Raw genomic sequence first — 23,326 nt, forward strand, 5'->3', positions numbered from 1 at the left:
CCCCTGCAACGCTTTGTTCTGTGGAATCGCTACTGCTCAACGATTTCAAATATAACGGTAACATCTGCTTCATAACCTACTTCATCAAAGGTAGGAACAACTTCCCTAACTCTAGCACTACTACTATATTTCGCAGGCATCCTTTGCGCGGTTACTACAACCTCTTCCAACATCAATGAGCCCTCAGTTGGGTCTTGAACAACACTCCCATGCTGGAAATCGACTGGCTTCAGCTTTAAACCAAGTTTCTTTTCGTAGTACTTTTTTTGCGTTAGGGCATCATCGATAGCTGCGGAAAGAACCAACTCTTCAAAATGCTCTTTTTCTGAATGTTCAAAAGTGGTACTAGAAAAAGTAACCTCCTGGTATTGGTCTGCGGCCTTAGCAATTTCCTGTAATAGTTTTTCAGATGTTACAGAAATAGACATCCTGTTAATTACTTCATAGCTACTTGGCTCTTTACCAAACCAACCATACTGAGGAGATGTTGAAAATTTTGACGTTTTAATATCATTTGGATCAACACCAGCTTGTACAAATGCAGATACAATTTTTTCTCTTAGTCTCACATTTAGACCAATAGCATTTGAAAACGATTTACTCTCAGTTTTTACTATCAAATTTGCGTTAGCGATATCAGCGTATGCGCTTTCTTCTGCACTACCTACAATCCTTACCGTACTGACATCAGGCTTTAAATACTTCTTAAGTTCTTCAGGTGATCCCTTCAACTCTGTAAACGCGGAGACAGAACCAGAGAAAATTAAAGTTAGAGGATAAATCAAAAATTTTTTCATAAACTTTACCTTATAACTCCACAGAACGCCCGACGCATCGGCGAACAAAGCGTAGCTTTGTGAGCCCAGGCCAGCTTACTGGCCGAGGCTGCGGCCGCTTGTTAGGCATTGATTAATTTCACCATTGGTGGTTCTTCTGAAACAACATCTATGATTTGGTTTAGACAGCAAAAGCCATAATGTACAAATGGGCCAGGATACTCCGTTGTAGCGAATGTGCCTTGGCCAATGTAGTTTAGAAACGCTGATTCAGAATAAACCCGTGCAAGTCTACCTTCGAATTTTTCTTCGATGCCACCAGCATAGCTTTCGTTCGTTACTGCATATGCTATATAATCTTCAAAGATAATTTCATAGCGAGCACTGCTGTCGGTTACCTCTATGGGCTTACTCTCGTTTAATATCTTTCGTAGATCCTCATTTGGCTCTTCTTCCAGTGATATTTTCGGGGCAGTCTCAGATACACCAGCCTCAGCTATCACTATCCTGAGACAATCTTTATAGGTTTCTTGTATCTCAATCAGATCGAGATACTTATGTTGATTCATTGCACTGAACATAGATGCCTAACACCCGGCACACCGGCCGGAGCAAGCAACGCTTGCGGAGGTCTGGGCCGCATAGCGGCCGAAGTGGTGTCGCTTATTATCCATCAGAATTTGGGCCTGAGTGTCTCTATAATCTGCGCATCTACCCAATATACATCGTAATCGTCAGCGCTAATCTGCCTATTGAAAAACAGGTATTTCCCGTCTGGTGTAACCTTCGCTCCCGAGTCCGCGCCACTTGTATTTATCTTGTCGCCGAAGTTGATGGCGGCACCCCAAGAGCCATCTTTTTCTCGAAAACTAATGTACAAATCCACTCCACCAAATCCACCGCGTCTCTCACTATCCCAAATAATATAAGACTCATCCAGAGCAATGAAGGGGTGAGCCGTCCATTTTCCAGTGTTTATTTCTTTACCGAAAGGTCTCGGAGCTTCACGTTCACCATCTACTATTCTAGAATAACGAAGGGTTCCAACCCTGTCTCTTTCATCAAATACATAAGTACCATTATTTGAAACAGTAAGACTCATGATAGAAATTTTTTCAAATACTGAACCAAGACTTTTTAATTCTGACCAATCACCATCAATACGTTCCCTATATTGATTGCCATCGTGCATGGTATTTCCATCAGGTGAAATAAAGCCACCTACATCTACGTCTATCTCGGACTCACGCCATTGGCCGTTCGCGTATTTAAAGACAATTTTTGTAGATTTTTTTGTTTTGTTATTATACCGACCAAAGTAGTATTCTTTCATGTCTGGTGTGAAGCTACCAGTCCAGTCACCATGGTCTTTTGAAACAATACCCGGAGCGAAAACTTCAGGGACTAAGCCCGGAGGACTTTGACCAATATAAGGCCCCTCCAAGATTGTCAAATCATCTTGACTATAGCTTTTACCATTAATAGCTAGGAAAGAAAGCATAAAAATAGCTGCAAATACAAAACGCCTCATAATTTATCCTTTTTTTAGCTGTGGTTAGGCATACTACCATTTAATTAAAACACCCTCACTAGCTAACTTCTGTATGACTTTATTTAGTTCGTACTGCCAAAGTCAACTACCTTATTACGCGCAAACGCATAACACTCGCCACACAGACGAGAAACTTGTTTCGAGTCCAAGGCACGGAGTGCCTGAATGTACTGGCGCTTGTTAAGCGCTTACAACGCACGGTAATGAACATCTATGTTCTGGGATGTTGCTTTGTATGTCGAGCTCTGTTTTTGGAAACAAACTTTACGCACCTCCTTTTCTTCGTAGTTTTTACCACCAACCACAGTTTTGGCAATTGTTTGGGAGCTACCGCAAAAAGATGCTTTACTGCGGGGCTCAATAGTTGTTTGTTCAGCTGTGGAGCGTGGCATTGAGCTAGGTTTGCCTACTGCCTTCATTGAAGCCAATAATTGATTCTTGGTGACAGGCCTTGTATCCGAGCCAATACCTGGTATGTGCAAAGTTTGGCTTATGCTGTAGCTATCACTGAGCCAGGGCGAAAACTATGAAACATCGTTGCTCATATAAGCCTCTTCGAACTGCAGATAGATGGAAACTCTCTCTTCTTCTGCTTGAACGAAAGCTGATAATAATAATGTTCCTAGCAGTAATTTCTTCAACTCTTTCTGACACTTAACGCCCGTTTAACAGGCAAATGCTGATTGGCTAAAATTCGGATCGCAGTGTAGGAGCCAACCAATATTTGTCCTTGTTGAGGCGCTTGTTATATTTGCAAACAAGCCTACAACGATTGAATTAAGTTTGTAAACCAATCGAAAGTAAAAACGGTTGTATAAATTTTTAAGAAGACTACTCCAACAAACACCACGATTAAAGCAGCTTTAAGCTTGCGACTTTTTATATTGTTCCAAAATAAAATTTTTGAGTTGATCTCACTTTTAACTTTTTCAATTCCTTCTTTCACAAACCATTTCCCTATGCTGATAAAAGTTTAACTCTGAACAAAAATATAACGTCCGCTGGAGGGCTGAAAGCCCGTAACGAACTGCAGCGCCTTGTATGGTTGTTCTTGTCCGATTCTGATGTTGAAAACCCTTTTCGCTAACGGGTAAATTGAGACCCACCTTCGGCGGCCACCGAAGGCCTTGTTTATCACAGTTCGCTGCAGCGCCGGTTCGTAAAAGACCGATAACAAGTATGAACGTGATAAGCACTCACTAGGCATAACTCGAATAGTCATGTGGGCCTCGAGCCCGAATAGCAAGGCGGAGATAGCTTATCTTATGGAACCTCAAGAGATCAATGTCGGTATCGATACTAGCAGCAAACAGCTCGATATCTTTGTGAGACCAACTGGCCAATTCTTTAGTGTTACCAATGATAAGGATGGTATTAAGGACGCCATTAAACAACTACAACCCCTTAAACCCAAAAGAGTACTTATCGAGTCCACAGGAAGGCTTGAACTGGAGTTTGTCTGTGCTGCCCACAAAGCAGGATTGCCGATAGTTGTTTGCAATCCTTCGCAGGTAAGAAACTTTGCAAAGTCAGCGGGGCGACTCGCCAAAACTGACAAGCTGGATGCTGTCGACATTGCTCACTTTGGGGAGGCAATGAAGCCGAGGCTATCGTCGATAAAACCTGAAAAATTGAGAAATATCAGTGACTTACTGGCTGTAAGAAGCCAGTGCTTGGAGATGGGCACCATGCAAAAGAACCGCCTTAAGCGAATGCCTAAATCTGTACACAAACCTATTCAAGCCATATTGAAAGCCATTAAAAAAGAGTTAGAAGTAATCGACAAGCAGCTGGATAAACTCGTTAGCAGTATTGCCGAGTGGCGACAAAAACGTGACCTATTGTTAAGTGCTAAAGGGGTCGGGAATGTGTTGGCCTACACCCTGATGAGCGAACTACCGGAATTGGGAAAACTGAACCGAAAAGAGATTGCTGCACTCGTTGGTATCGCCCCAATGAACCGAGATAGCGGCAGCTTCCAGGGTAAGAGATATATTCGAGGCGGAAGGCATCGCGTACGCACAGTTCTGTTTGTTTCCATCATGTCGGCCATCCAGTGCCATCCTAAATTAAAGCCAATGTATAAACGCTTAGTCGACGCTGGCAAGCCTAAGAAAGTGGCCCTCATTGCATGTATGAGAAAGCAACTTACCATTCTGAATACGATGGTAAAAAACAACACATACTGGGATGAAAATATGGCTTAAAAGCTTGACGAAGAACCATAGTCACTTGTTAAATGTTTTCGTGAACCTTATTTTTAGTTAGACTACTCTTGTAAATAGCAAACATTTCTTCTGGACTTTTACCGTAAACTGATTTGAATGCATCGTTGAATGTCTCCCCATTTTCCAGAGCACGAATAAGCTCAATCCCGCCATTTGGGTGCAGAAACTCATAGAATAGGGAAGCCTGCCGGTAGTTCATATGTTGCTGGTACCAAGGTTTAGGCCAATCATCATTCGCCACAACATAGTTTAAAGGCCAAGGGTCGCTGAAAAGAGAACTTTCGTCTACCACGACTATGTGCTTTCCGTTATAAATGTACTCTAAGGCTTTTTTTCGGCTAACCTTATTAGCTCCACCGCCATTCGATGCAAACGTAGCCAAACCTTCCTGATACCACTGAGGTATAAAACTGGCTCTGAAGGTCGATATTTGTTGACGAAGGTGCAAATGTGATAACTCATGTGCCAGCCATCGTGAATAATCTTCATGAGTGACTACATAAGACTTTAAAAATAAGCCATTCGAACTCACCGCAGCTAAAATACCGCTATCAATTCCTGTATATTTAGCAAAGCACTCCCTTGTATCGCAAAGATGAACGACTGGCGGATTGATGAATGGTTTTCCATGCACTATTTCGATATCTTTGACTTTTTCATCTAGCACATTCCGAATCAGTAAAGCTTGGTCTTCCATCCCTTCCTTGTACAGAATCCGATCATCTCCGCCCAAAGTTAAAAAGTCTTCTTTTGCTGGAGATTGCCTCTCCACAGGAAAAAAGTCTGAGCAGCCAACTAAAGCTGAAAAAGCGATAGCAAGGGCACCATAAATAGACCGTGACGACCGAATTCTAGAAAAAAGCATCCTTACCTAAACCCCATCATTTTTTTGTTTTGCGACCAAGGCAAATGGAATGGCGATAGGCCCTAGAAGTCCCCCTATAAAAGCCCAGAATAATCCATTTAAATGACGTTTTCGCGCGATCGAAGCACAAATAATCATGCTCGTAAGGACCAAAATGAATATAAGACTCATCATGTCATATTTCCTCATAAGTAACGGTTCCCAGCTCGGAAACTTAACGCCGTGCTTTGCGGCAAGTTTGGAGTGCAGCGGAAAAATTGTTCGACAACAGCACCTTGTAGGCAGTGGGGCTACGCATATAGCTCACCAACCTGTATATCTAGTTCAGAAGCCTTTGCAATACGGTATGAACCAGGCTCTACCTCGCTTACACCCTCAAGGATACCCATTTCACTCTTTTTAAAGATACACTTCTCGGAAGTGCTGTAATAGAAATGAAAGATACCTTGCAGTTCACAATTTTCATCTTCGTGAGAATAGGTAAATAATGACTCACAAATGTAGAGAATCGTTCCTTTTACTCGATTTTTGTTTTCCTTTCGCAGCCACTTACTAGCTCCAACTGCTTCTTTATGGCCACAGTTGGTCATAGGCAATTGATCGATTTCTGTTTCCCCAAGAGTCTTAAGCCAAAAATCAAAGTCATCTGTTTTATACAAAGATTTAGCTTGGCTAAGTATGGGCTTGAAGTCACTTACAAGACCAACCTTACTCTTGGAAAGAGCACTCTCAATCTTTGAGATCAAATTGTTTTGGTGACTACTAAAGTTCATTATTCGTGACTGCTAACGCCGCCACAACCGGCGCGAGGGGTGAGCGTCCGGCGCCGAAGACGCGTAGTTAATGGCCTTGTTTGTTGCTTTTACTTTCAACATGGCGTTTAAAATTATTAAGGATGCTTTGCCAGCCTTGCTTTTGTTGCTCTGCTGCGTTTTCATCCTCAGCCTCGAAAGATTCAACAACTCTTACTCCGTTCGCCGTTTCAGTAAATTCAACAATTACAGCTCGATCATCATCAAGCGTAAAATGTATCCTTTCCCTAGGTGAAACTTTGGTAAAGGAACCTTCGAAATCGAAACCCATAGACCCATCTTTTGCTTCCATTCGATAGTTAAATGTTCCACCTACGTTCAGATTTATATCTGCCTTAGGGCAGCACCATTCATCTAGTGCGAAATTCCATTGGACAATGTCTTCAGGGTTAACCCAAGCATCCCAAACAACAGGAAGTGGTGCATTTACTTCTGTCTCAATCGTGATCTTCATTCTTTCTCCTAACTTTAATCTTTGCGGGCAACTAACAGTTAATTCAAAAGCAGCATCTTTATATCACCCTTCTCTATAATTCCAAAGCCTGCCAACCAAGATCGTCCAAAAAGGCGTTGAAGATCAATAAGTTACCCTTAACTGGCACAGATGTTTTAAAAAAGATATATAGCAGCTTCTATATAATTCTATATTTTCGCTGCTATATATCTTTATGGGAGGTCGTTACGAATCAATGAGTTATCGATCTTCTTCCAGGAATAGAAGAGGCTGCTCTTGAATTCTGATATGCAGAGCGAGATTCAACTGTCAAAACTCCCTTAACTAATAACTTGTGGGCGCCTTTGATGGGAATTCCCTCCGACATCCCCCTATCCGCGCACCGTGAAGAAACCTATGCCCACACCCAAAAAGAACAAAAAATGAGCTTTTCGGGTCATAAAAAAGTAGCCTCTCCAAGGATGGAAGCCGCTTCCTAAGCCTCCGCCTCTACGAATCACAGCGGCGGCACCTTTATTAAGGGTATGTTATCTTTGAGGCAGACGACATCGCGCCCTCACTACCCTATTTTCATACGTGAGAAAATAGCCCACCTTCCTCTTATTTACAGAGAGCTGAAAATAATTAACGAAAGGCATAGTCACCTGTTGTGCATTGACCAGACATTGCCTCCAGAGAATTTTAGGGAAAAAATATATTCATCCCTAACCGCACGACACAACACTGCACTTGATGTTTACAGCAGATAAAAATGGCAAATACTGTATATCAATGCAGCACAAGAGGAGCGCTCCTAAGGATATTTTTCACAGATTAGCGGCTAAAACTGATAGATTTATGGATATGCTGTGTCAGTATATTCGAAAAAGGGGATATCGTACCGAATAGAGTAAACCTATGCTCACTGGATAAAGTGATTCTTCTTACTTAACCCCCTATAAAACCTCGATCATTGAATATTGGATAGACCGGTATCGACATGCAGCCTCACATTTCTCTGAGATCGACTGGCAGATTCTAAGTATTGGCAATAATAAAAACTCCGCATCGACAAAGATGCTTTTAAATCTATCAAGATGCAGCATGTCATCGACTTGGTACGAGGCTACTTTTGCAGGGAAGAGTTGCCTGTGGCCGAGGTTTGGTACATAGCCGGCTATGTTTGTTATTCCCCCCTTCAATAGGTAATTCAACTTTTCCAAGCAAGTGAATAATAAAATATAGGCGCTAAAATTATCTTATTGGATATTATTAAGTTTTTTTCATTTCAAAACTGCGTAAAATCGATAAATATTTACCAGTATCATGATTTGTGATTAACAAGCTTCTGCAAAGCCCATACCAGAAAGAAGCTCCAAGAATTCCCTAAAAGAACCCCCTCTCAAAGGAGAACGGTAGCGTGACGTAAGAGTAAGTAAAAGGCGCTGACCCAAGGTGTTGCACCACCAGGGGCCAGCTAACCAAATTGATAATCACACTATCAAAGTGGCTATATGCATAGTACGCTAGAAACCCACTCGTCTTCAATAAAGTGGTATAGACTCAGTAGCTTGGGGCGATTCTCCAGGCTCTGGGAGCGTTACGTCCGCCTTTTCTTCTTCTGTGCCTACCGTTCTCGTGCCCCGCCTCACACTCCCTTTAAGCATTACTTTCTTGGCCACCCCATTGGGGAGTACCCACCCATGATTCATGTCTCAAAGGGAAATGTTTATGTTGATCTTAAAGCGCCGGACTGGCGAGAACCTAAGAATCGGAAGCAATGTCTCAGTTACAGTTCTGGAGGTTAAGGGTAACCAGGTAAAAATAGGAATCCATGCACCCAAATCCCTACCCGTTCATCGTGAAGAAATTTATATACGCATCCAAAAAGAGCAGGAACTCGAGAATGGAACTCATTGAGGAACAATTTTTTTCGGAAATGAGATCTCACCGGGAGCCCCCGTGAGGCAGAGCAACAAACTGATTAGCGGATGCATTCACTGCTATTCAATTTACTATAAAAGCGCTTGCTCCCATGTAAGCGGTTCCTCCTTGGAAACATATTTTATCTCGGGGCATGGGACTTCCATTTATCTCTGGATCAAATCATATTTTATGAAATGGCATCCATCTTTGTCACGATTACCATCTCTTTTTTGGCTTACTTGTTTTACAAGAAATGCCCTAGATCTCTATTGGAAAGGCAATAAAAAAGGGCGAACAATGTTCACCCTTTTTTATCTGGAATTACTTAATCACTAAATACGTGCACCGCCATCAATATCTATGACTCGGCCGGTAAAATAGTCATTTTCCAGGATATACGCCACAGTTGAAGCCACCTCATCCTGTTCGCCCAGGCGTCGCAGAGGCACCTGTTTCACCAAGCTGTCCAGAATTTCCGGACGCATTTGCGCAACCATATCTGTGCCGATAAAGCCGGGGGCAATTGCGGCTACACGCACACCATAGCGGGCCAGTTCACGGGCCCAGGTTACTGTCATGGCGGCAACACCGGCCTTACTAGCAGAATAGTTTGTCTGCCCCATATTGCCGGCACGGGATAGGCTGGAGATGTTCACCATCACTCCGCCCTTGCCGCTTTCTGCCATGATGCCAGCAGCAGCGCGGCCACAAAGGAATACACCGGTCAGGTTTACATCGATTACCGACTGCCACTGGGACAGGGACATACGGTCAGTAACCTTTCCTTCCTTACACTTAAGCAACATGCCATCACGCATAATACCGGCATTATTGATCAATACCTGTATGCCACCAAAATCTTCAGCAATCTGCAGAAAGCCTTTATCAACTTCCTCTTCATTGGCGACATTCATCACGTAACTGCGCGCTTCTACGCCGAACTGTTCGCAGGAGGAAACACTCTCCTTTAAACCCTCTTCGTTGACATCAATCAGTGCCAAGCGGGCTCCGCGCTCCGCCAGATAAACAGCCATGGCTCTTCCCAACCCTTGGCCCGCACCGGTAATCGCCACAATACTGCCGGCAATCTGCATAATGAACTCCTCATCTGAACTTTTTTAATTTTATTTCTTTAACGCCTGATTTCCCGATTTATCAACAGCTATACCTTCAGGGTATTACCATTGATAACCGACGCCGACGGTTACTTTAGTATCTTCTTTTTCACTTTCCAGCGATGGTGTATTGTCATACTGCCACTGGTAGCCAATTTCCATCAGTACGCCCTCAACCAGCGGGGTACGTACTCCCACCGTGGCATTTGCCTGGTAGTCATCACTGTGATCAAAAGACTGTAATGTCTCCTGATTAAAATAGATTTCCGGTCCCAGGGAAAATTTATAACGGTAATCCAGCGCAACACGACCCGCCACATATTGGTCGTCCTGATTCTCACTTAATTCCGCATCAATAAAATCTTCCTGCAGACTACTGATACCACCTTCCAGCGAAAATTCTGTCTTGTCTGTTTCGAAAAACTGGTAACCGAGACCGAGACCCATGGTAGTACCCAGGTCCAGGTTCCGCGCTTCCTCATGTTCCCAGGCGGTGTTTGCTACAGCAAACCACTTCTCTGCGAAAATCCAGCGCAGGTCATAGGCCAGCTGGTACTTTTCCAGCGCCCCATCGTCTTCACTGTCCTGGTTTTGGTATAGAGCTCCGATCAGGTGTCGGAAATCACCATAGCGTATATCCAGGTTGATATTCGCATCCAGGTCTTCCCGCTCGCGGTTACCAGACTCAAAGACCCCTCCTGCACTTACATTACCCTTGAATGCCATCGGGTTACTGACAAAATGCGGATAGGGTTCTGCGCGTTCCACACCTGGGAAATCGATTAACCAACCACCCCCTTCTGCGCAATACAGTTCCCACTGCTCCTGGTGGTGGCCCGCAAGAGTGCAGGGTTCTTCGCGCCCGGCAACCTTCAGGTCAATATCCACATCCATGGATACCACCTGGGATTTATCCACCTTCACCTCGCCAAAGGTTTCGGACTTCCATACCACTTGTTCTGTGTCTACGAGAACCAGCTCACCCTGAATACGATCGCCATTTTCAAGGGTGAGTACGCCCGCAGATACCTGCAGGGGGGCAAGGCAGAGAAGTGTTCGGGCAAAAATTCGGGAAATTTGTGTCGATAGAACCACAGGATAACCTTGAAGTTTCTGGATGTGCTTACGGCCAAAATCGCGATAAAAAGCGCTATTCAAAGGACAATAATGCCACAACTGTCACAAATGTGGCACGCCATTACTACCCCTTTTGCGCTGCAACACTATGATGCCCCGGTTTTCATAAGAGCTCTTATATAGCCTATTCGTCGACAAATACGGCAAACTGGCGGCAAAATATAGTAACTCACAAAGAAATGAGGATTTTGTGCCTGTAGAACCCCCTTTCAACGCTCCAGAAACAAATAGCAGCGCACTCGCCAGAATATACCGGGTTCTGGCCTCGATCCCTTCTGGCCGGGTGGTCACTTACGGGGACCTTGCTGAAATGGCAGGATATCCCCGGGCAGCTCGACTAGCAGGTCAAATTTTAAGAAAACTGCCTAAAGATACCAAGCTCCCCTGGCACAGGGTGATCAATGCCCAGGGGCGGATCTCGCTGCCCGAACCCGGAGCCTCCCGGCAGCGTAAACGCCTTGAACATGAGGGTATTATCTTGCTGAAGGGCCGCGTGGATATGGCCAAGTATCGCTGGAAACCCTGAGCAACCCAAGCCAGGAAAACAACCATCTCAGGTAGGATTCAGGCTTCCTCTGCAGCATCACCATTCCAAGGGGCGACAAAAAAGAGCAGTAGCATCCCCGGAATTGCCAGCACAGCGCACAAAAGAAAGAAATTGGTCCAACCTACAGTTTCAACCAGATACCCGGTAGAGGCGTTGGCAAAAGTCCTCGGTAGCGAGGTCAGTGCAGTAAACAGGGCAAACTGGGTAGCCGTATGCAATTTACTGGTTGTTCGGGCAATAAAAGCGATAAATACCGCCGTGCCGAGACCAACGCCCAAGTATTCAAAAGCAATCACGATTGCCAGCAACCATAGACTCGGCTTAAAGCCCGGTGTTCCCACCAGATCTCCGTTGGCCTCGGATAAAATCATAAACCCGAAAATAGACACCAACTGAACAACACCAAATATCCACAGGCACTTATTGATCCCAATACGTACCATCAATAACCCACCGAAAAATCCTCCGATCACCGCGGGCCAGAGCCCTGCATTTTTAGCCACAATGCCAATATCTGTATTGGTGTAACCCATATCCAGGTAATACGGCGTCGCCAATGCCGTTGCCATGTTATCGCCGAGTTTGTAAAGAAACATAAAGGCGAGTACCAGCACAGCATGTTTTACCCCATTGCGATTAAAAAACTCTACAAACGGCAATACGATCGCCTCGCGCAGTGTCCTGGGTGGCGCAGCCGGGTGCTGAGGTTCCGAAACCATCAAGGTCATGAATACTGCAACCAACATAAATAATGCGGTTATCCAAAATACCTGATTCCAGGCCAGGTGATCCGAAAGAATAAGACTGAGAGAACCCGGTATCAGGCCTGAGACCCGGTAGGCGTTAGCATGAAAGGAATTCCCAAGTCCCAACTCATGATCCGGCAATATTTCCCGCCGAAACGCATCCAAGACGATATCCTGGCTGGCGCTGAAAAAAGCGACGCCAAAACACAGAGCAGCAATCGTCCAGATATTGAACTGCGGACTGAACATGCCCAAGGTGCCGATAAAAACAATCAGCAGCAATTGCATCACCAACATCCAGCCGCGGCGCCGCCCTAAAAGCGGGAAGGCGTAACGCTCCATTAACGGCGCCCACAGGAACTTCCAGGTGTAGGGCAACCCCAGCAGGGCGAAAATGCCAATAGTTGCCAGGTCTACGCCCTCGGAACGCAGCCAGGCCGGAACCAACTGAATCAGTACAAAAAGCGGCATTCCGGAGGAAAAGCCAGTACCGATACAGATCAGCATGCGCCGGTTGAATACCGCCTCCCGAACTGTTTCGTGGGCCATAGTTTGTCGCTTTTATTTGCAGATTATCATTCAGGGAGACTATGGCTCTCTCCGGCCACCGTATAGGTGGCCAATAGTGACGCCAGAGCACTTCCGGGACTTGCGTGGGAAATCAAAAATAGCGCCAGTCTCAAGTGGAAAAGCAATACAACCACCATAGACACAAGACAGAGAAAATGCCCGCAGAGGGGCACTTATCCGATGAGGAATAGAGAGAGGGTTTACAGCTGAAATACAGGGAGGGTCACTTCAATCGCAAGGCCTACGCCCCTGCAGTAGAGCTACCTTAAACTGAGCAGCTCACGGGGCACCAAAGGACTATCTTCACGTCGTTCCAGAACTGGGTTGTGACTCTTCTTCTCCCCACTCACGCTGTTCCCGCCTCCAAAAATAGATAGAGAGCAAGATGGCAGGAATACCCATTATCGCAGCGTAAACAAAGAAGTGAGCATAACCCTGGGCATCCACCACAATTCCGGAGAAACCACTGATAAATTTGCCAGGCAAGGTCATCAGGGAGCTGAACAACGCATATTGAGTGGCGGTGTATGCCTTATTGGCGAGACTGGAAAGATAGGCGACTAAAACAGCGTTGGCGATACCCCCACTGATATTGTCTGCACTGATCACTAGGGCAAGCCATGCCTTATCGGGCCCAATCAATGCGAGCTGGGCAAACAGTAAATTGGTGCAGGCAACCATCACCGCTCCGAGGATCAGGGGGCGCAAGACGCCATAGCGCACCACTAAAAGTCCGCCGAGAAAAGAGCCGACAATCGTACAGAAGAATCCAAACAGCTTGCTGATTTCTGCGATTTCCGTTTTGGTGAAACCTAAATCCAAATAGAAGGGATTGGCCATCACCCCCATCGCAATATCGCTCAAGCGAAAAATACCGATAAACAGTAATAATACGAATGCAAAGCGACCATTACGCTTGAAAAACTCAATAAAGGGACAGGCTACGGCCCGAATAAACCACTGCTTTAGTCGACTGTGCTCCCCCTTGCCCAACAGGCGCTCCGCCCACTCGCTCTGCAGTTCATCGGCCTCCTTGTTCACCTTGCTATGATCGGGCTCCGCAATTATCAAGGTGGTAATAACCCCAACTCCCATCAAAGCCGCCATCGCAAGATAAGCACTAGACCAACTGTAATGATCAGCAATTAAGAACGATCCAGCCCCAGCAACCAACATTGCGACCCGGTAACCAAATACATAGTTGGCAGCCATGGCACCCTGATAGTCATCATCCATAGCCTCTATTCGATAAGCATCGATTGCCACATCCTGTGAAGCCGAGCAGAAAGCAACCCACAAGGCGAGCAACGCCACATGCATCAGGGAGAGCTGGGGGTTAACACTGGCCATTCCCACCAGGCCAATAGCGATACCCAGTTGGGATACCAGCATCCAGCCACGACGTTTACCCAGCCTGTCGGTAAAAAAAGGCAAGCGCAAAAAGTCGATAATAGGTGCCCAGAGCACCTTGATCGAGAAGGTGATTCCCACCCAGGCGAAGAAACCAATCGCTGTTCGGCTAACACCGTAGTCCCGCAGCCAGGCGGTCAGGGTAGAAAATACCAATAAAAGTGGAAGGCCGGCAGAAAAGCCCAGGAAAAACATGGTGAGCACACGGGGCTTCAGGTACGCCCTTAATGCCTGCCCCCATGTTAGTTGCTGCTGAGACATAATCTACCTTTCTCTTGGTGGCCTGTAACCGACCATAACGAGTCAACGCAGACAAATTGCCTGCGTATTGGCCAATAGTTAAGAGGCGACTTAACTCAGTGGCCCCATAGAACTTCAAGTTCTGCTTCTGCCAATTTGTTGGCATTCACGTTGAAGCCCACTTTTGCAGGAGATGCATTTTCATCCAGCGGCAAAGAATCCACTTTCAGAGCATATACGCGGAAGCGATAACGGTGGTCACCGTGTCCTTTAGGTGGGCAGGCGCCGCCATATCCGGGGTTTCCGTAATCATTGCGACCCTGAACGGCTTCGGGAATCAAGCCATTCTTCAGGTCACCGGCGCCCTCTGGCAAGCTGGTAACGTCTGCCGGAATATTAAAGATTACCCAGTGCCACCAACCACTGCCCGTTGGCGCATCGGGATCGTAAACCGTTATCGCATAACTTTTGGTGCCTTCCGGGGCACCTTCCCAGCTCAGTTGTGGGGAGAGGTTTTCTCCACCACAGCCAGCATATACATGGGCTAACGGCATTTTTTTGCCGGGCTTCAATGAAGCGGAAGAGAGTGTCAGCTGCCCAGCCTGGGAGGCGGCAGCCACCAGAAAAAATACTGATGCTACAAAGTAATTGGCTAGCTTGCGGTAATTCAAGCAGTGAAATCCTAGGTTCATATCCAATACTCTCACTTTTATTCTTCGACACTGGCAAACAGGTTTGAGACCTTGCCCAGATCCATATTGCCACCGGTCAATACAACCGCGACATTTTTGTTGCGAAAACGCGCACCATGCTCAAGTACGGCCGCAAACCCTACTGCCGCAGAGGGCTCAACCATTTGCTTGGTGCGAGTCCACAATAGTTGCATTGCCCGCACAATACCACTTTCCGAAACTGTCACAATATCCCGCACAGTACGGCGAATCACCTTGTAGTTTCGTTGCCCGAGAGTGGTACGGAGTCCATCAGCAATGGTGTTTGGCTGCTGGGTAGTAATATGGACACCGCCGCGCAGGGAGCGCTGGGCATCATCCGCACCGGCTGGCTCGGCACCGATTACCAGTACATCCGGAGCCAGCGCAGCCATCGCCAGGCCAATACCAGCGAGCAAACCGCCACCTCCCACAGGAGCCACAATCACATCGGGGGTAAAGCCCTGCTCTCGGCATTGCTGCACAATTTCCAAGGCAACCGTGCCCTGCCCTGCAATAATCCGGCTGTCGTCATAGGGCGGCACTATATGGGCACCCGTTTCCTGTACCACTTTTTGCAGTGCCGCTTCCCGGTCTGCCAGGCTGGGACCACAAGTAATTATTTTCGCACCATAGCCCTCAACAGCCGCGCGCTTCGCATTCGGTGCTGTTTCCGGCATAACAACAATACAGGGCAGGCTCTGTTCCGCTGCAGCCCAAGCCAGGGCCGCGCCATGATTACCAGAGGAGTGGGTGGCCACCAATTCAGTTCCTTCAGGTAGGAGAGAAAGTGCATTGGTAGCGCCACGCGCTTTAAACGCACCCACTTTTTGCAGATGCTCGCACTTGAACCAAAGATTGGCACCACCCAGCTGATTGAGCAGTTGTGAGCTTATCAGGGGAGTTCGATGGACGGTTGTGGAGACAGTTTGTGCAGCACAAAAAATATCAGCACTGGTTGGCAGGTCGTTGCTATCCGAGGGCATGGCTCTGTTGGTCTTCTAAATTTATTGTCGAATGTACCAATTCAGCGTCCCTAAAAACCAGCAAAATTCCCTTTTCACCAATAACTTGCTGTAAATTTCTTGGCCATACTATCGCTGCAGCATTTTCAACCACTTGAACTTTCGCTCGGTATAGGGCGCATAACGCAGGTCGACATCCAGAATATTCTTGCGCTTCATCACTGCCTTGTAGTGGCTGAAGGTTCTAAATCCATGCTCACCGTGATAACAGCCCATACCACTGGCACCCACCCCACCGAATGGCAGATCCTGGGCCAGCATAAACATCATGCAGTCATTAACGCAGGCATTGCCAGAACTACAGCGTGAAAGAATCCGCTCGGCAATGGCATCACTGCGGGTAAAGACATACAGCGCGAGCGGCTTTTCACGTTCGTTGACAAATGTCTCCACTTTTCCAAAGTCATCCAGTTCAATGACCGGCAGCAGCGGGCCAAAAATTTCCTCCTGCATCACCGGTGATTGCAAATTTACACAGCGCATCAGAGTTGGTGCCATATAGCGCTCATCCACATCCACATCACCGCCAAAAATCACTTCTCCAGCGCCGAGCAGATCTGCCAGCCGCAGTGTGTGCTGGGTATTCACTATGCGTCCATAGTCAGTACTTTGACGCGGGTTTTCACCAAACATGTCCCGCACCGCCTGCTGGATCGCGGGAACAAGTCGGTCGGCCGTATGCTTGGTGCAAAGCACATAATCTGGAGCGATGCAGGTCTGCCCGGCATTGGTGAACTTGCCCCAGGCTATGCGCCGCGCGGCCACGTCGATATCCGCATCATCGGCCACAATACAGGGGCTCTTGCCACCGAGTTCCAGGGTTATCGGTGTCAGGTGCTTGCTCGCTGCACTCATGATGATTTTGGCAACACGGCCACCACCGGTGTACATGATGTGATCCCAGCGCTGCTCCAAAAGGCCCGTAGTTTCGGCCACGCCTCCCTCAACGCAGGCAAAAGCATCATTATCCAGATATTGGGGCAACAGCTCCGCAACCAGGTGGGAAACTGCTGGGGATAGCTCTGAAGGTTTGACTACTGCACAGTTCCCGGCAGCAATGGCTGGCACCAGGGGCGACAGTAAAAGCTGTAGTGGGTAATTCCAGGCCCCGATGATCAACACCACACCGAGGGGTTCCGGCTGTATATAGCTTTTCGCAGGCTGGGTGAGTAGTGGCGAAGAGACCTTACGAGGTCGAGCCCACTTTTTAAGATGCTTCAGAGTGTGGTCAATATCGCTATAAAGAAATGAAATCTCGGTCAGGTAGGCTTCCTGGGGAGCCTTGTGCAGGTCCTGCTGCAAGGCCTGAATAAAACGCGCTTCATTTTCAGAAAGCATGTTGCGCAGCTGGCTTAATTGGCGCCGCCTCCAGGCCAGCTCAGCAGTGCTTCCACTGCGGAAATATGCTCTTAACCCAGCGACTATTGCCGCGGAGGCCCTTTCATCTGCAGCACTCAGATCTGACAACATTTGCACTTCCAGTAATGAAACATTCAAACCCTTCTTCCCTCAATGAGTATAAGCTGCCCGCTACCCGGTGATCCCCGGTGTGCTGCTGCGGGCGCAATCATCTGGAAAGGTGGTTAAAAGTCAAGCAGACCCTGGAATTATTCCTAAAAAATGAATCAAATTGAGAACAATTTACTCAGACTGGCTGGTGCAGAGCGGCATCCCTGTACCAGGTAAACAAGGTATCAGGCAAACAAGACCGCCAATGCCAGAACAGTAATCCACAGCAGCAAAGTTCTGGAAAGCAGGGACTGCAATCCCTCAATTTCTGCGCCACTCTGGCGCTGGACCTGGGAGAGGTCGGCAGTAGCGCTGCACTCACTTGCATCAATTCCCCCCAGCGCGCCTTCGAGGTAGGCCTCAAGAACTTGCGCGGTATCCCTCTCGCGACACATCAGGCACTGGCGCCAAGCCCGGTAACAGCCGGCAAAATTACCCACAATGGCGAAACTGAGCCCCATGATACGCACCGGCAGCCACTCCAATAGCCAAAGCCAGTGGGTTGTAGTTGCCTCCCACTGTGTCTCACGGGCCCGCTCTGCAAAGAGTGCACTCAGGCGAAACAATAGAGCGCCCGGTATACCGAGTAAAATAAACCAGAAAAGCACAGCAAAGAGCCGTTCAAAAGCACTGTAGGCAGCTCCGCGAAAGACCTGTTCATGCAGGCACTTACCATCGGCTGGTGTTTCGTGGATATCCTGCAATAGAGGGGCAGCAGCTTCCGTAGCGCCTTTCAGGTCACCCCGGTACCAGCTGCGCAGGTAGGTACTCAGGGTATCGTTAAAATTGCCCCGCCCCAGACAATAAAGTAACAGTGGCACGCCAAGTAAAAGCACACCCAAACCGCCTGCGCTGGACTCTACAACCGCCATCAACAGCGCCACCAACAAAACAGGAGGTAGAATACTGGCCCCCAGCAAAAGGCCTCCATTGGCCTGCAGCGTTGGTATCTGAGCTATTCGCGCACACCATTTATCGAACCATCCATCGCGGTGTAAAGGCTCACCAGAGCCCCAAATCTGTACCAAAGCCAAAGTGAATAAAACAATTAGCAAAGTCATAGTGATGCCGCGTCAGCCATAGACAAAATAAGGTGTACCGCCAAAGGGGCAGCGCAAAGGGAATCCGCCCGCCTCTCACATTGGCGGTTTGATTTTAAAGGTCATAAGGATGGTAATACCAGCGTCACTTGAATAAGTGTCTACTCAACAAGCCTGTCAAGTTCGTTCAGGTAGCGCTCCCAGTCGAAGCCGGGACCAGGGTCCAGTTTGCGCCCAGGTGCTATATCGGAATGGCTGGCTATTCTATCTACACCTATGGCGGGATAGGCCTGCATAATGGCCGCGCTCACTTCTGCCAGCGCGTGGTACTGGGCATCAGTGTAAATATCCGTATCCAAGCCTTCAAGTTCGATCCCAATGGAAAAATCATTACAGTTGCCGCGCCCCTTGAATTCTGATTTTCCCGCGTGCCAGGCACGCCTGTCGAGGGGCACATATTGGGTGACGATACCGTCGCGATCAATAAGGATGTGTGCTGAGACCTGCAGTGCAGCAATCTCTGCAAAATAGGGATGTGCATCAATATCCAGCTGGCCCAGGAAAAAAGCATCGATATAGGGGCCACCGTACTGCCCCGGTGGCAGGCTGATGCTGTGGACCACCAAAAGATCCACTGGACAGTCTGCGGGCCGGCTGTTGCAGTGAGGACTGGGAACCCGACGCGCTCCGGATAACCAGCCAGAATCCACTTGGTATTTCAATCTGCGATCTCCGTTCCAACGCACTACCACCCCGATCTATCCCAGGGCTTCAGCAGTTACCATTCTATGGAAGCGTTGATCGATATGCCAATCGCTTTAGATAGCTATCGCGACAGAAGCGAGCCACAGACAAGGGTCTGTCGGGAATCGGAGAAACCTATAGTCAAACTTAACGCTGTTCGCTGCGCTTCTTGCGTACGTTGCCGATAACCGACTGCAGAGCGCGTTCAAACAACATACCGTCGTCCAACGGCAATAATTGTGCGGAACGCAGTGCATGGGCCAACTCCAGACGAGCAAACTCTGCCACTTTGGCGCCATTGCGGTTCACAAAAATAAACTGGTCGATATCGCGGATAACAGCAGCCAGGCGACAGCGGAACTGCTCCTCTTCGGAACGCTTCAACTCAAACCAGCTACCTTGTGCCAAGCGGTAAGTCATCTGCCAATGGGGGTCATCCTCTCTGAGGGCTGCGAGCCCTTCCTGTTCCTTGGAGGTTGCCGCCACCTCCGCCCGGGCTACAGCCTGCTCCAGCTCCTCCATTTGTGGTACAGCCACTTCCTGCGCGTCAAGGGTCTCCTCGGCTACCGGTTCGATATCTATATCGACAACCGGCTGCGGCTCAGCAGCTTCTGAAACAGCGGCTTCTTCGGGAAGGGACTCGGCGACGAGTGCCTGGGGAATTTCCGCTGCCTGATCCGCCGCGGCAGCCGCCTTGACTTCACGGGCCACCTGCTCTTTAACCTGCTGATCCCGCTCCTCAGTGAGACGCTGCGCCAAGGCAAAGCGATCGCGATAAATTTCCTTCAGCCCAGCAAACATGGAACGCGCCTCGAAGGCATTGTAGGAGAGGGCTTCGATACCCTCGCGCAAACGCTCCTGTAAAACCGGCAACAGGCTCAGTAGTTGCTTGCGGGAATCTGGCATTGGCGCCTGCACGCTCCATACAAGATCACGTGCTGTGCGCACATCGCGACTCCAGGCCTCGCTCTCAGTGCCCTCTTTCACACAGGTGAGGAACAAGACGTTATTCCAGACTTTTTGTAGCCAGTCCTGGACCACTGGCGGCAGGTCCCGCTCGGCTACCAGTGCATCCATTACCGCAGCCACACGGGCGCGTGCAGCCTGGGTTTTTGCCCGGCCATCGGCCTCATCAACAACCCGGCGCTCAAGCATTTCCGCACGCTTGCGTTCGCGAATAATAAACTCGCGCAAAGACTCCAGCAGCGTGGCAAAAATATTGATGTCCTGATCGAACTCACTGAGAACCCGCTCTACGATCAGTGAGATCTCAGTGTATAAAGGATCGGATTCGAAGTTATCAGGGGCCTGCCAGCCAGTCGCAGCATCGGCAAGCTCATTAAGCAGTTTGCGCGCGGGATGGCCGCCTTTACTGAAGAATGATTTGTCGGCAATCGCAACCTTGAGCAGCGGCAGCTGCAAGCGGCCAAGTTGGGACTTGATCGGTGTGGCGAGACTGCGATCTTCCAAAATAAAGGAAAACAGCATTTCCACCAGCTTGATAACATCGCTATCCACTTTTGCCAGCGAAGCTGCCTGGTTTGAGTCCACCAGGCGCTGCTGCAGCAGATCGCCAACATTCAACAATTGGGCCTGACCGGAATCCTGGTAATGAGCCCCGCTTTGCATAGCACCCAGGTGAGTGAGCAGATCCCCAGCGGGCATGGGTGCCATGCCCGCAGTGGCCGGCACCAGCCCCGGGGCAAAGTGACCACTGACAGGGACGCCCTGTGCGACCTGGGCAGTGCCATCTGCGCCGCTGCCAACACCAGCGGCAGGAACCGCCGCCGGATTGCCGGGACCGCGCCCTGCCGGGTAGACCGGGCGTTGTCGCGCCGCGCGCTGCTGTTCCCGCAGCGAGGGCAACACGCCCTGCTCTACCAACAATTGATTGCAGAATTCATAAAAATCCCGCAGGTGCTGCATAACGACCTGCTCAAATTTTTTCAGCAGCGTCAGGCGGGCGCGGATGTAGAGGTCCAGCTCCTGGATAGCCTCCACAAATGCGTCGCAGATCACATCCGGGCCGAGCGGATTGTTCTTGTCGTATACCTTTACCGCATAGAGAGTATCCAGGCGCAGGCACAATTCCGTCAGCGGCTCGGCGAAATCGCGCTTGGCATTTGCCACCATGGTATCGGCGGCCACCAGTTGCTCGAGGTCGTCATTGTGTACCAGGGACAGGTTGTCCGGGGCAAAGGCTGGCTCGGCCTGCTCCTCCTGGCGGATCTGGAAAGCGCGCTGCACATTGCTGACAAAGCGTTCAGCAATATTACGTCGCTCCACTCGCAGCAGACGCAGCGCCTGGAACAATCCATCCTGCTCTTCCTGGCCGTGGGCCCGCTCCGCCATTGAGAAAAGTGAATCATCCACCTTGCCAAACAGCGCCTTGACGCGTTCAAACAGCTGGGCACTGGCTTTTTCCTTTAACAGCGCAACCGTCGAGGGCAGTACCGCGGGCTTACCCACAGAAGCGCTATTGCGCCTCGCACTTTTCTCTGAAAGGGAAACTACCTTGCTGGATTCACTCATTTCCAAGAGGTCCTTCGCATGCCGACCGGCGTTTTGCGCACTAACTGGCTGAATTCTTTTCGGCTGGGTAAGCCATCGTAATTCACCAGGCCCTGCTGTTTACCTTGCCGCCGCCCTCAATATTGGCTGCCCACAAGGTTCAATAACCACACGGGTGCACCACTGACAAAATTCTTTCGAGATAATGCACCCACAAATCTAACAACTTCTTGATTTTGCTCAGGTTTTAAACGCATTAATATAGTCAATTTGACTAACGAATTCAGCGACGGCTCCCGCAGAGAGCGATTCTCTCACTCCGCCGATTCTACTCGTGTTACCAACCTCAGTTACACACTTTAGCGACATATTTGAGACGCTTGTCACAGCGAAATGTGGGGGCAGCTGCTACCTGAGAATTGTGCACAGTAGTAACCGTACAGATTCGCTGGGCGACCCAAAGCCGGTCTGTTTTGGTAAACTGCCCGCGCGTTTTTATCGAGGTTCCCCAATGCAGCCACAAGACTCCGCCATCCCAAACATCATGACCGACCTGGAAAGGTCCGTGCGCATAGCGCTGGACGAGGATGTCGGCAGCGGAGATATCACCGCGCAGCTGATCCCCGCCGAGTGCAGTGCCCGTGCACGCGTGATCACCCGTGAGGATTGCACAATGAGCGGGCGCGCCTGGGTAGACGAGGTCTTTCGACAGCTGGACCCTGAGCTAAAGCTGAGCTGGCACTTTGAGGATGGCGACAGGGTAGCGGCAAATTCAGTCCTGTTTGAACTGGACGGCAACGCCCGTGCAATCCTCACCGGCGAGCGCGCCGCCCTCAACTTCCTGCAGACGCTATCCGGCACCGCAACTACTGCAGCAGAATTCGCAGACCGCGCTGCCGATACCGAAGTCAAGATTCTCGATACCCGCAAAACTATTCCCGGCCTGCGCAGCGCACAGAAATACGCGGTGCTGTGCGGTGGTTGCCACAATCACCGTATCGGGCTGTACGATGCATTTTTGATCAAGGAAAACCATATCGCCGCAGCTGGCGGTATCGATGCGGCGGTGACCCAGGCCAGAGCTATTAAACCCGGCGCACTGGTAGAGGTAGAAGTGGAGACTATAGGGGAGCTGAAGCAGGCGCTGAACAGCGGTGCTGATGTCATCATGCTCGATGAGTTCAATGATGCCGATACCCGCACCGCCCTGTCGTTGGCCAAGGGCAAGGCCAAGATAGAAATCTCCGGCAGTGTTGACCGGGACAGGATTCAGCAGCTGGCAGCGCTGGATGTTGACTATATCTCTTCTGGCAGCCTGACCAAGCACCTGCGTGCGATTGATCTTTCCCTGCGCATCGATCTATAAATTCCGCTTATTCACAAGTACCAGCTGATTACCAATCGCCAGCGCCGCACTCAAGCGGCGCCAA

The 23,326-nt window shown here is 49.0% G+C and carries 21 protein-coding genes; 4 read left to right on the forward strand and 17 right to left on the reverse strand.

The window, feature by feature from the left end; genetic code table 11:
• Positions 1–29: 29 nt before the first annotated feature.
• From GL2_RS00965 to GL2_RS00980, 4 genes are all read right to left on the reverse strand, one after another.
• Positions 30–797, reverse strand: coding sequence for an SIMPL domain-containing protein (locus GL2_RS00965; protein WP_143728871.1), 768 nt, complete (start codon positions 795–797; stop codon positions 30–32).
• Between the two features lie 101 nt (positions 798–898).
• Positions 899–1,357, reverse strand: coding sequence for a hypothetical protein (locus GL2_RS00970; protein ID WP_143728872.1), 459 nt, complete (start codon positions 1,355–1,357; stop codon positions 899–901).
• Between the two features lie 92 nt (positions 1,358–1,449).
• The gene (locus GL2_RS00975; RefSeq protein WP_143728873.1) at positions 1,450–2,307 is read right to left on the reverse strand and encodes a PD40 domain-containing protein; all 858 of its coding nucleotides are present in this window, start codon (positions 2,305–2,307) and stop codon (positions 1,450–1,452) included.
• A 784-nt stretch (positions 2,308–3,091) separates the two neighbouring features.
• Positions 3,092–3,274, reverse strand: coding sequence for a hypothetical protein (locus tag GL2_RS00980; RefSeq protein ID WP_143728874.1), 183 nt, complete (start codon positions 3,272–3,274; stop codon positions 3,092–3,094).
• A gap of 319 nt (positions 3,275–3,593) precedes the next feature.
• Between GL2_RS00980 and GL2_RS00985 the strand changes: the two genes are divergently transcribed.
• Positions 3,594–4,535 carry an IS110 family transposase gene (locus GL2_RS00985; RefSeq protein ID WP_143728875.1) on the forward strand — a complete coding sequence of 314 codons (942 nt, stop codon included), beginning with the start codon at positions 3,594–3,596 and terminating at the stop codon, positions 4,533–4,535.
• Between the two features lie 28 nt (positions 4,536–4,563).
• Here GL2_RS00985 and GL2_RS00990 read toward each other — a convergent pair whose 3' ends face one another.
• The 3 genes from GL2_RS00990 to GL2_RS01000 all read right to left on the reverse strand — a co-directional run bounded on the left by GL2_RS00990 (position 4,564) and on the right by GL2_RS01000 (position 6,687).
• The gene (locus GL2_RS00990; RefSeq protein ID WP_232053725.1) at positions 4,564–5,421 is read right to left on the reverse strand and encodes a hypothetical protein; all 858 of its coding nucleotides are present in this window, start codon (positions 5,419–5,421) and stop codon (positions 4,564–4,566) included.
• Between the two features lie 290 nt (positions 5,422–5,711).
• Positions 5,712–6,194: a hypothetical protein gene (locus GL2_RS00995; RefSeq protein WP_143728876.1), complete on the reverse strand. Its 483-nt coding sequence runs from the start codon at positions 6,192–6,194 to the stop codon at positions 5,712–5,714.
• Positions 6,195–6,261: 67 nt separating this feature from the next.
• Complete coding sequence (locus GL2_RS01000; protein ID WP_143728877.1) at positions 6,262–6,687, reverse strand: SRPBCC family protein; 426 nt, start codon at positions 6,685–6,687, stop codon at positions 6,262–6,264.
• Between the two features lie 1,710 nt (positions 6,688–8,397).
• Between GL2_RS01000 and csrA the strand changes: the two genes are divergently transcribed.
• Positions 8,398–8,586 carry a carbon storage regulator CsrA gene (gene csrA, locus GL2_RS01005; protein ID WP_143728878.1) on the forward strand — a complete coding sequence of 63 codons (189 nt, stop codon included), beginning with the start codon at positions 8,398–8,400 and terminating at the stop codon, positions 8,584–8,586.
• A 338-nt stretch (positions 8,587–8,924) separates the two neighbouring features.
• On the opposite strand, the gene GL2_RS01010 is transcribed toward csrA, so the two are convergent.
• Together GL2_RS01010 and GL2_RS01015 are read right to left on the reverse strand one after the other, a co-directional pair.
• Positions 8,925–9,686 (reverse strand): SDR family oxidoreductase, encoded by a 762-nt coding sequence (locus tag GL2_RS01010; RefSeq protein ID WP_143728879.1) that lies wholly within the window; start codon positions 9,684–9,686, stop codon positions 8,925–8,927.
• Positions 9,687–9,770: 84 nt separating this feature from the next.
• Entirely contained in the window at positions 9,771–10,802 is a 1,032-nt protein-coding gene (locus tag GL2_RS01015; RefSeq protein ID WP_143732747.1) for a YdiY family protein, read from the reverse strand.
• 232 nt (positions 10,803–11,034) lie between these two features.
• On the opposite strand from GL2_RS01015, the gene GL2_RS01020 reads away from it, so the two are divergent.
• Complete coding sequence (locus GL2_RS01020) at positions 11,035–11,370, forward strand: MGMT family protein (RefSeq protein WP_143728880.1); 336 nt, start codon at positions 11,035–11,037, stop codon at positions 11,368–11,370.
• Positions 11,371–11,408: 38 nt separating this feature from the next.
• Here GL2_RS01020 and GL2_RS01025 read toward each other — a convergent pair whose 3' ends face one another.
• The 8 genes from GL2_RS01025 to GL2_RS01060 form a co-directional block, all read right to left on the reverse strand.
• Positions 11,409–12,686, reverse strand: coding sequence for an AmpG family muropeptide MFS transporter (locus GL2_RS01025; protein ID WP_143728881.1), 1,278 nt, complete (start codon positions 12,684–12,686; stop codon positions 11,409–11,411).
• Positions 12,687–13,010: 324 nt separating this feature from the next.
• Positions 13,011–14,378, reverse strand: a complete 1,368-nt coding sequence (locus GL2_RS01030) for an AmpG family muropeptide MFS transporter (protein WP_143728882.1) — start codon at positions 14,376–14,378, stop codon at positions 13,011–13,013.
• Between the two features lie 95 nt (positions 14,379–14,473).
• Positions 14,474–15,049 carry a YbhB/YbcL family Raf kinase inhibitor-like protein gene (locus tag GL2_RS01035; protein ID WP_143728883.1) on the reverse strand — a complete coding sequence of 192 codons (576 nt, stop codon included), beginning with the start codon at positions 15,047–15,049 and terminating at the stop codon, positions 14,474–14,476.
• A gap of 17 nt (positions 15,050–15,066) precedes the next feature.
• Positions 15,067–16,053, reverse strand: coding sequence for a threonine/serine dehydratase (locus tag GL2_RS01040; protein WP_143728884.1), 987 nt, complete (start codon positions 16,051–16,053; stop codon positions 15,067–15,069).
• A 108-nt stretch (positions 16,054–16,161) separates the two neighbouring features.
• Positions 16,162–17,562, reverse strand: coding sequence for an aldehyde dehydrogenase family protein (locus GL2_RS01045; protein ID WP_232053726.1), 1,401 nt, complete (start codon positions 17,560–17,562; stop codon positions 16,162–16,164).
• Between the two features lie 224 nt (positions 17,563–17,786).
• Positions 17,787–18,662 (reverse strand): regulatory signaling modulator protein AmpE, encoded by an 876-nt coding sequence (ampE, locus tag GL2_RS01050; protein WP_143728886.1) that lies wholly within the window; start codon positions 18,660–18,662, stop codon positions 17,787–17,789.
• A 140-nt stretch (positions 18,663–18,802) separates the two neighbouring features.
• Positions 18,803–19,363 (reverse strand): 1,6-anhydro-N-acetylmuramyl-L-alanine amidase AmpD, encoded by a 561-nt coding sequence (gene ampD, locus GL2_RS01055; RefSeq protein WP_143728887.1) that lies wholly within the window; start codon positions 19,361–19,363, stop codon positions 18,803–18,805.
• A gap of 169 nt (positions 19,364–19,532) precedes the next feature.
• Positions 19,533–21,917 carry a DUF1631 domain-containing protein gene (locus GL2_RS01060; protein WP_143728888.1) on the reverse strand — a complete coding sequence of 795 codons (2,385 nt, stop codon included), beginning with the start codon at positions 21,915–21,917 and terminating at the stop codon, positions 19,533–19,535.
• 490 nt (positions 21,918–22,407) lie between these two features.
• On the opposite strand from GL2_RS01060, the gene nadC reads away from it, so the two are divergent.
• Complete coding sequence (gene nadC, locus GL2_RS01065) at positions 22,408–23,262, forward strand: carboxylating nicotinate-nucleotide diphosphorylase (RefSeq protein ID WP_197736501.1); 855 nt, start codon at positions 22,408–22,410, stop codon at positions 23,260–23,262.
• Positions 23,263–23,326: the final 64 nt, after the last annotated feature.

Source organism: Microbulbifer sp. GL-2 (assembly GCF_007183175.1).
Classification (GTDB): domain Bacteria; phylum Pseudomonadota; class Gammaproteobacteria; order Pseudomonadales; family Cellvibrionaceae; genus Microbulbifer.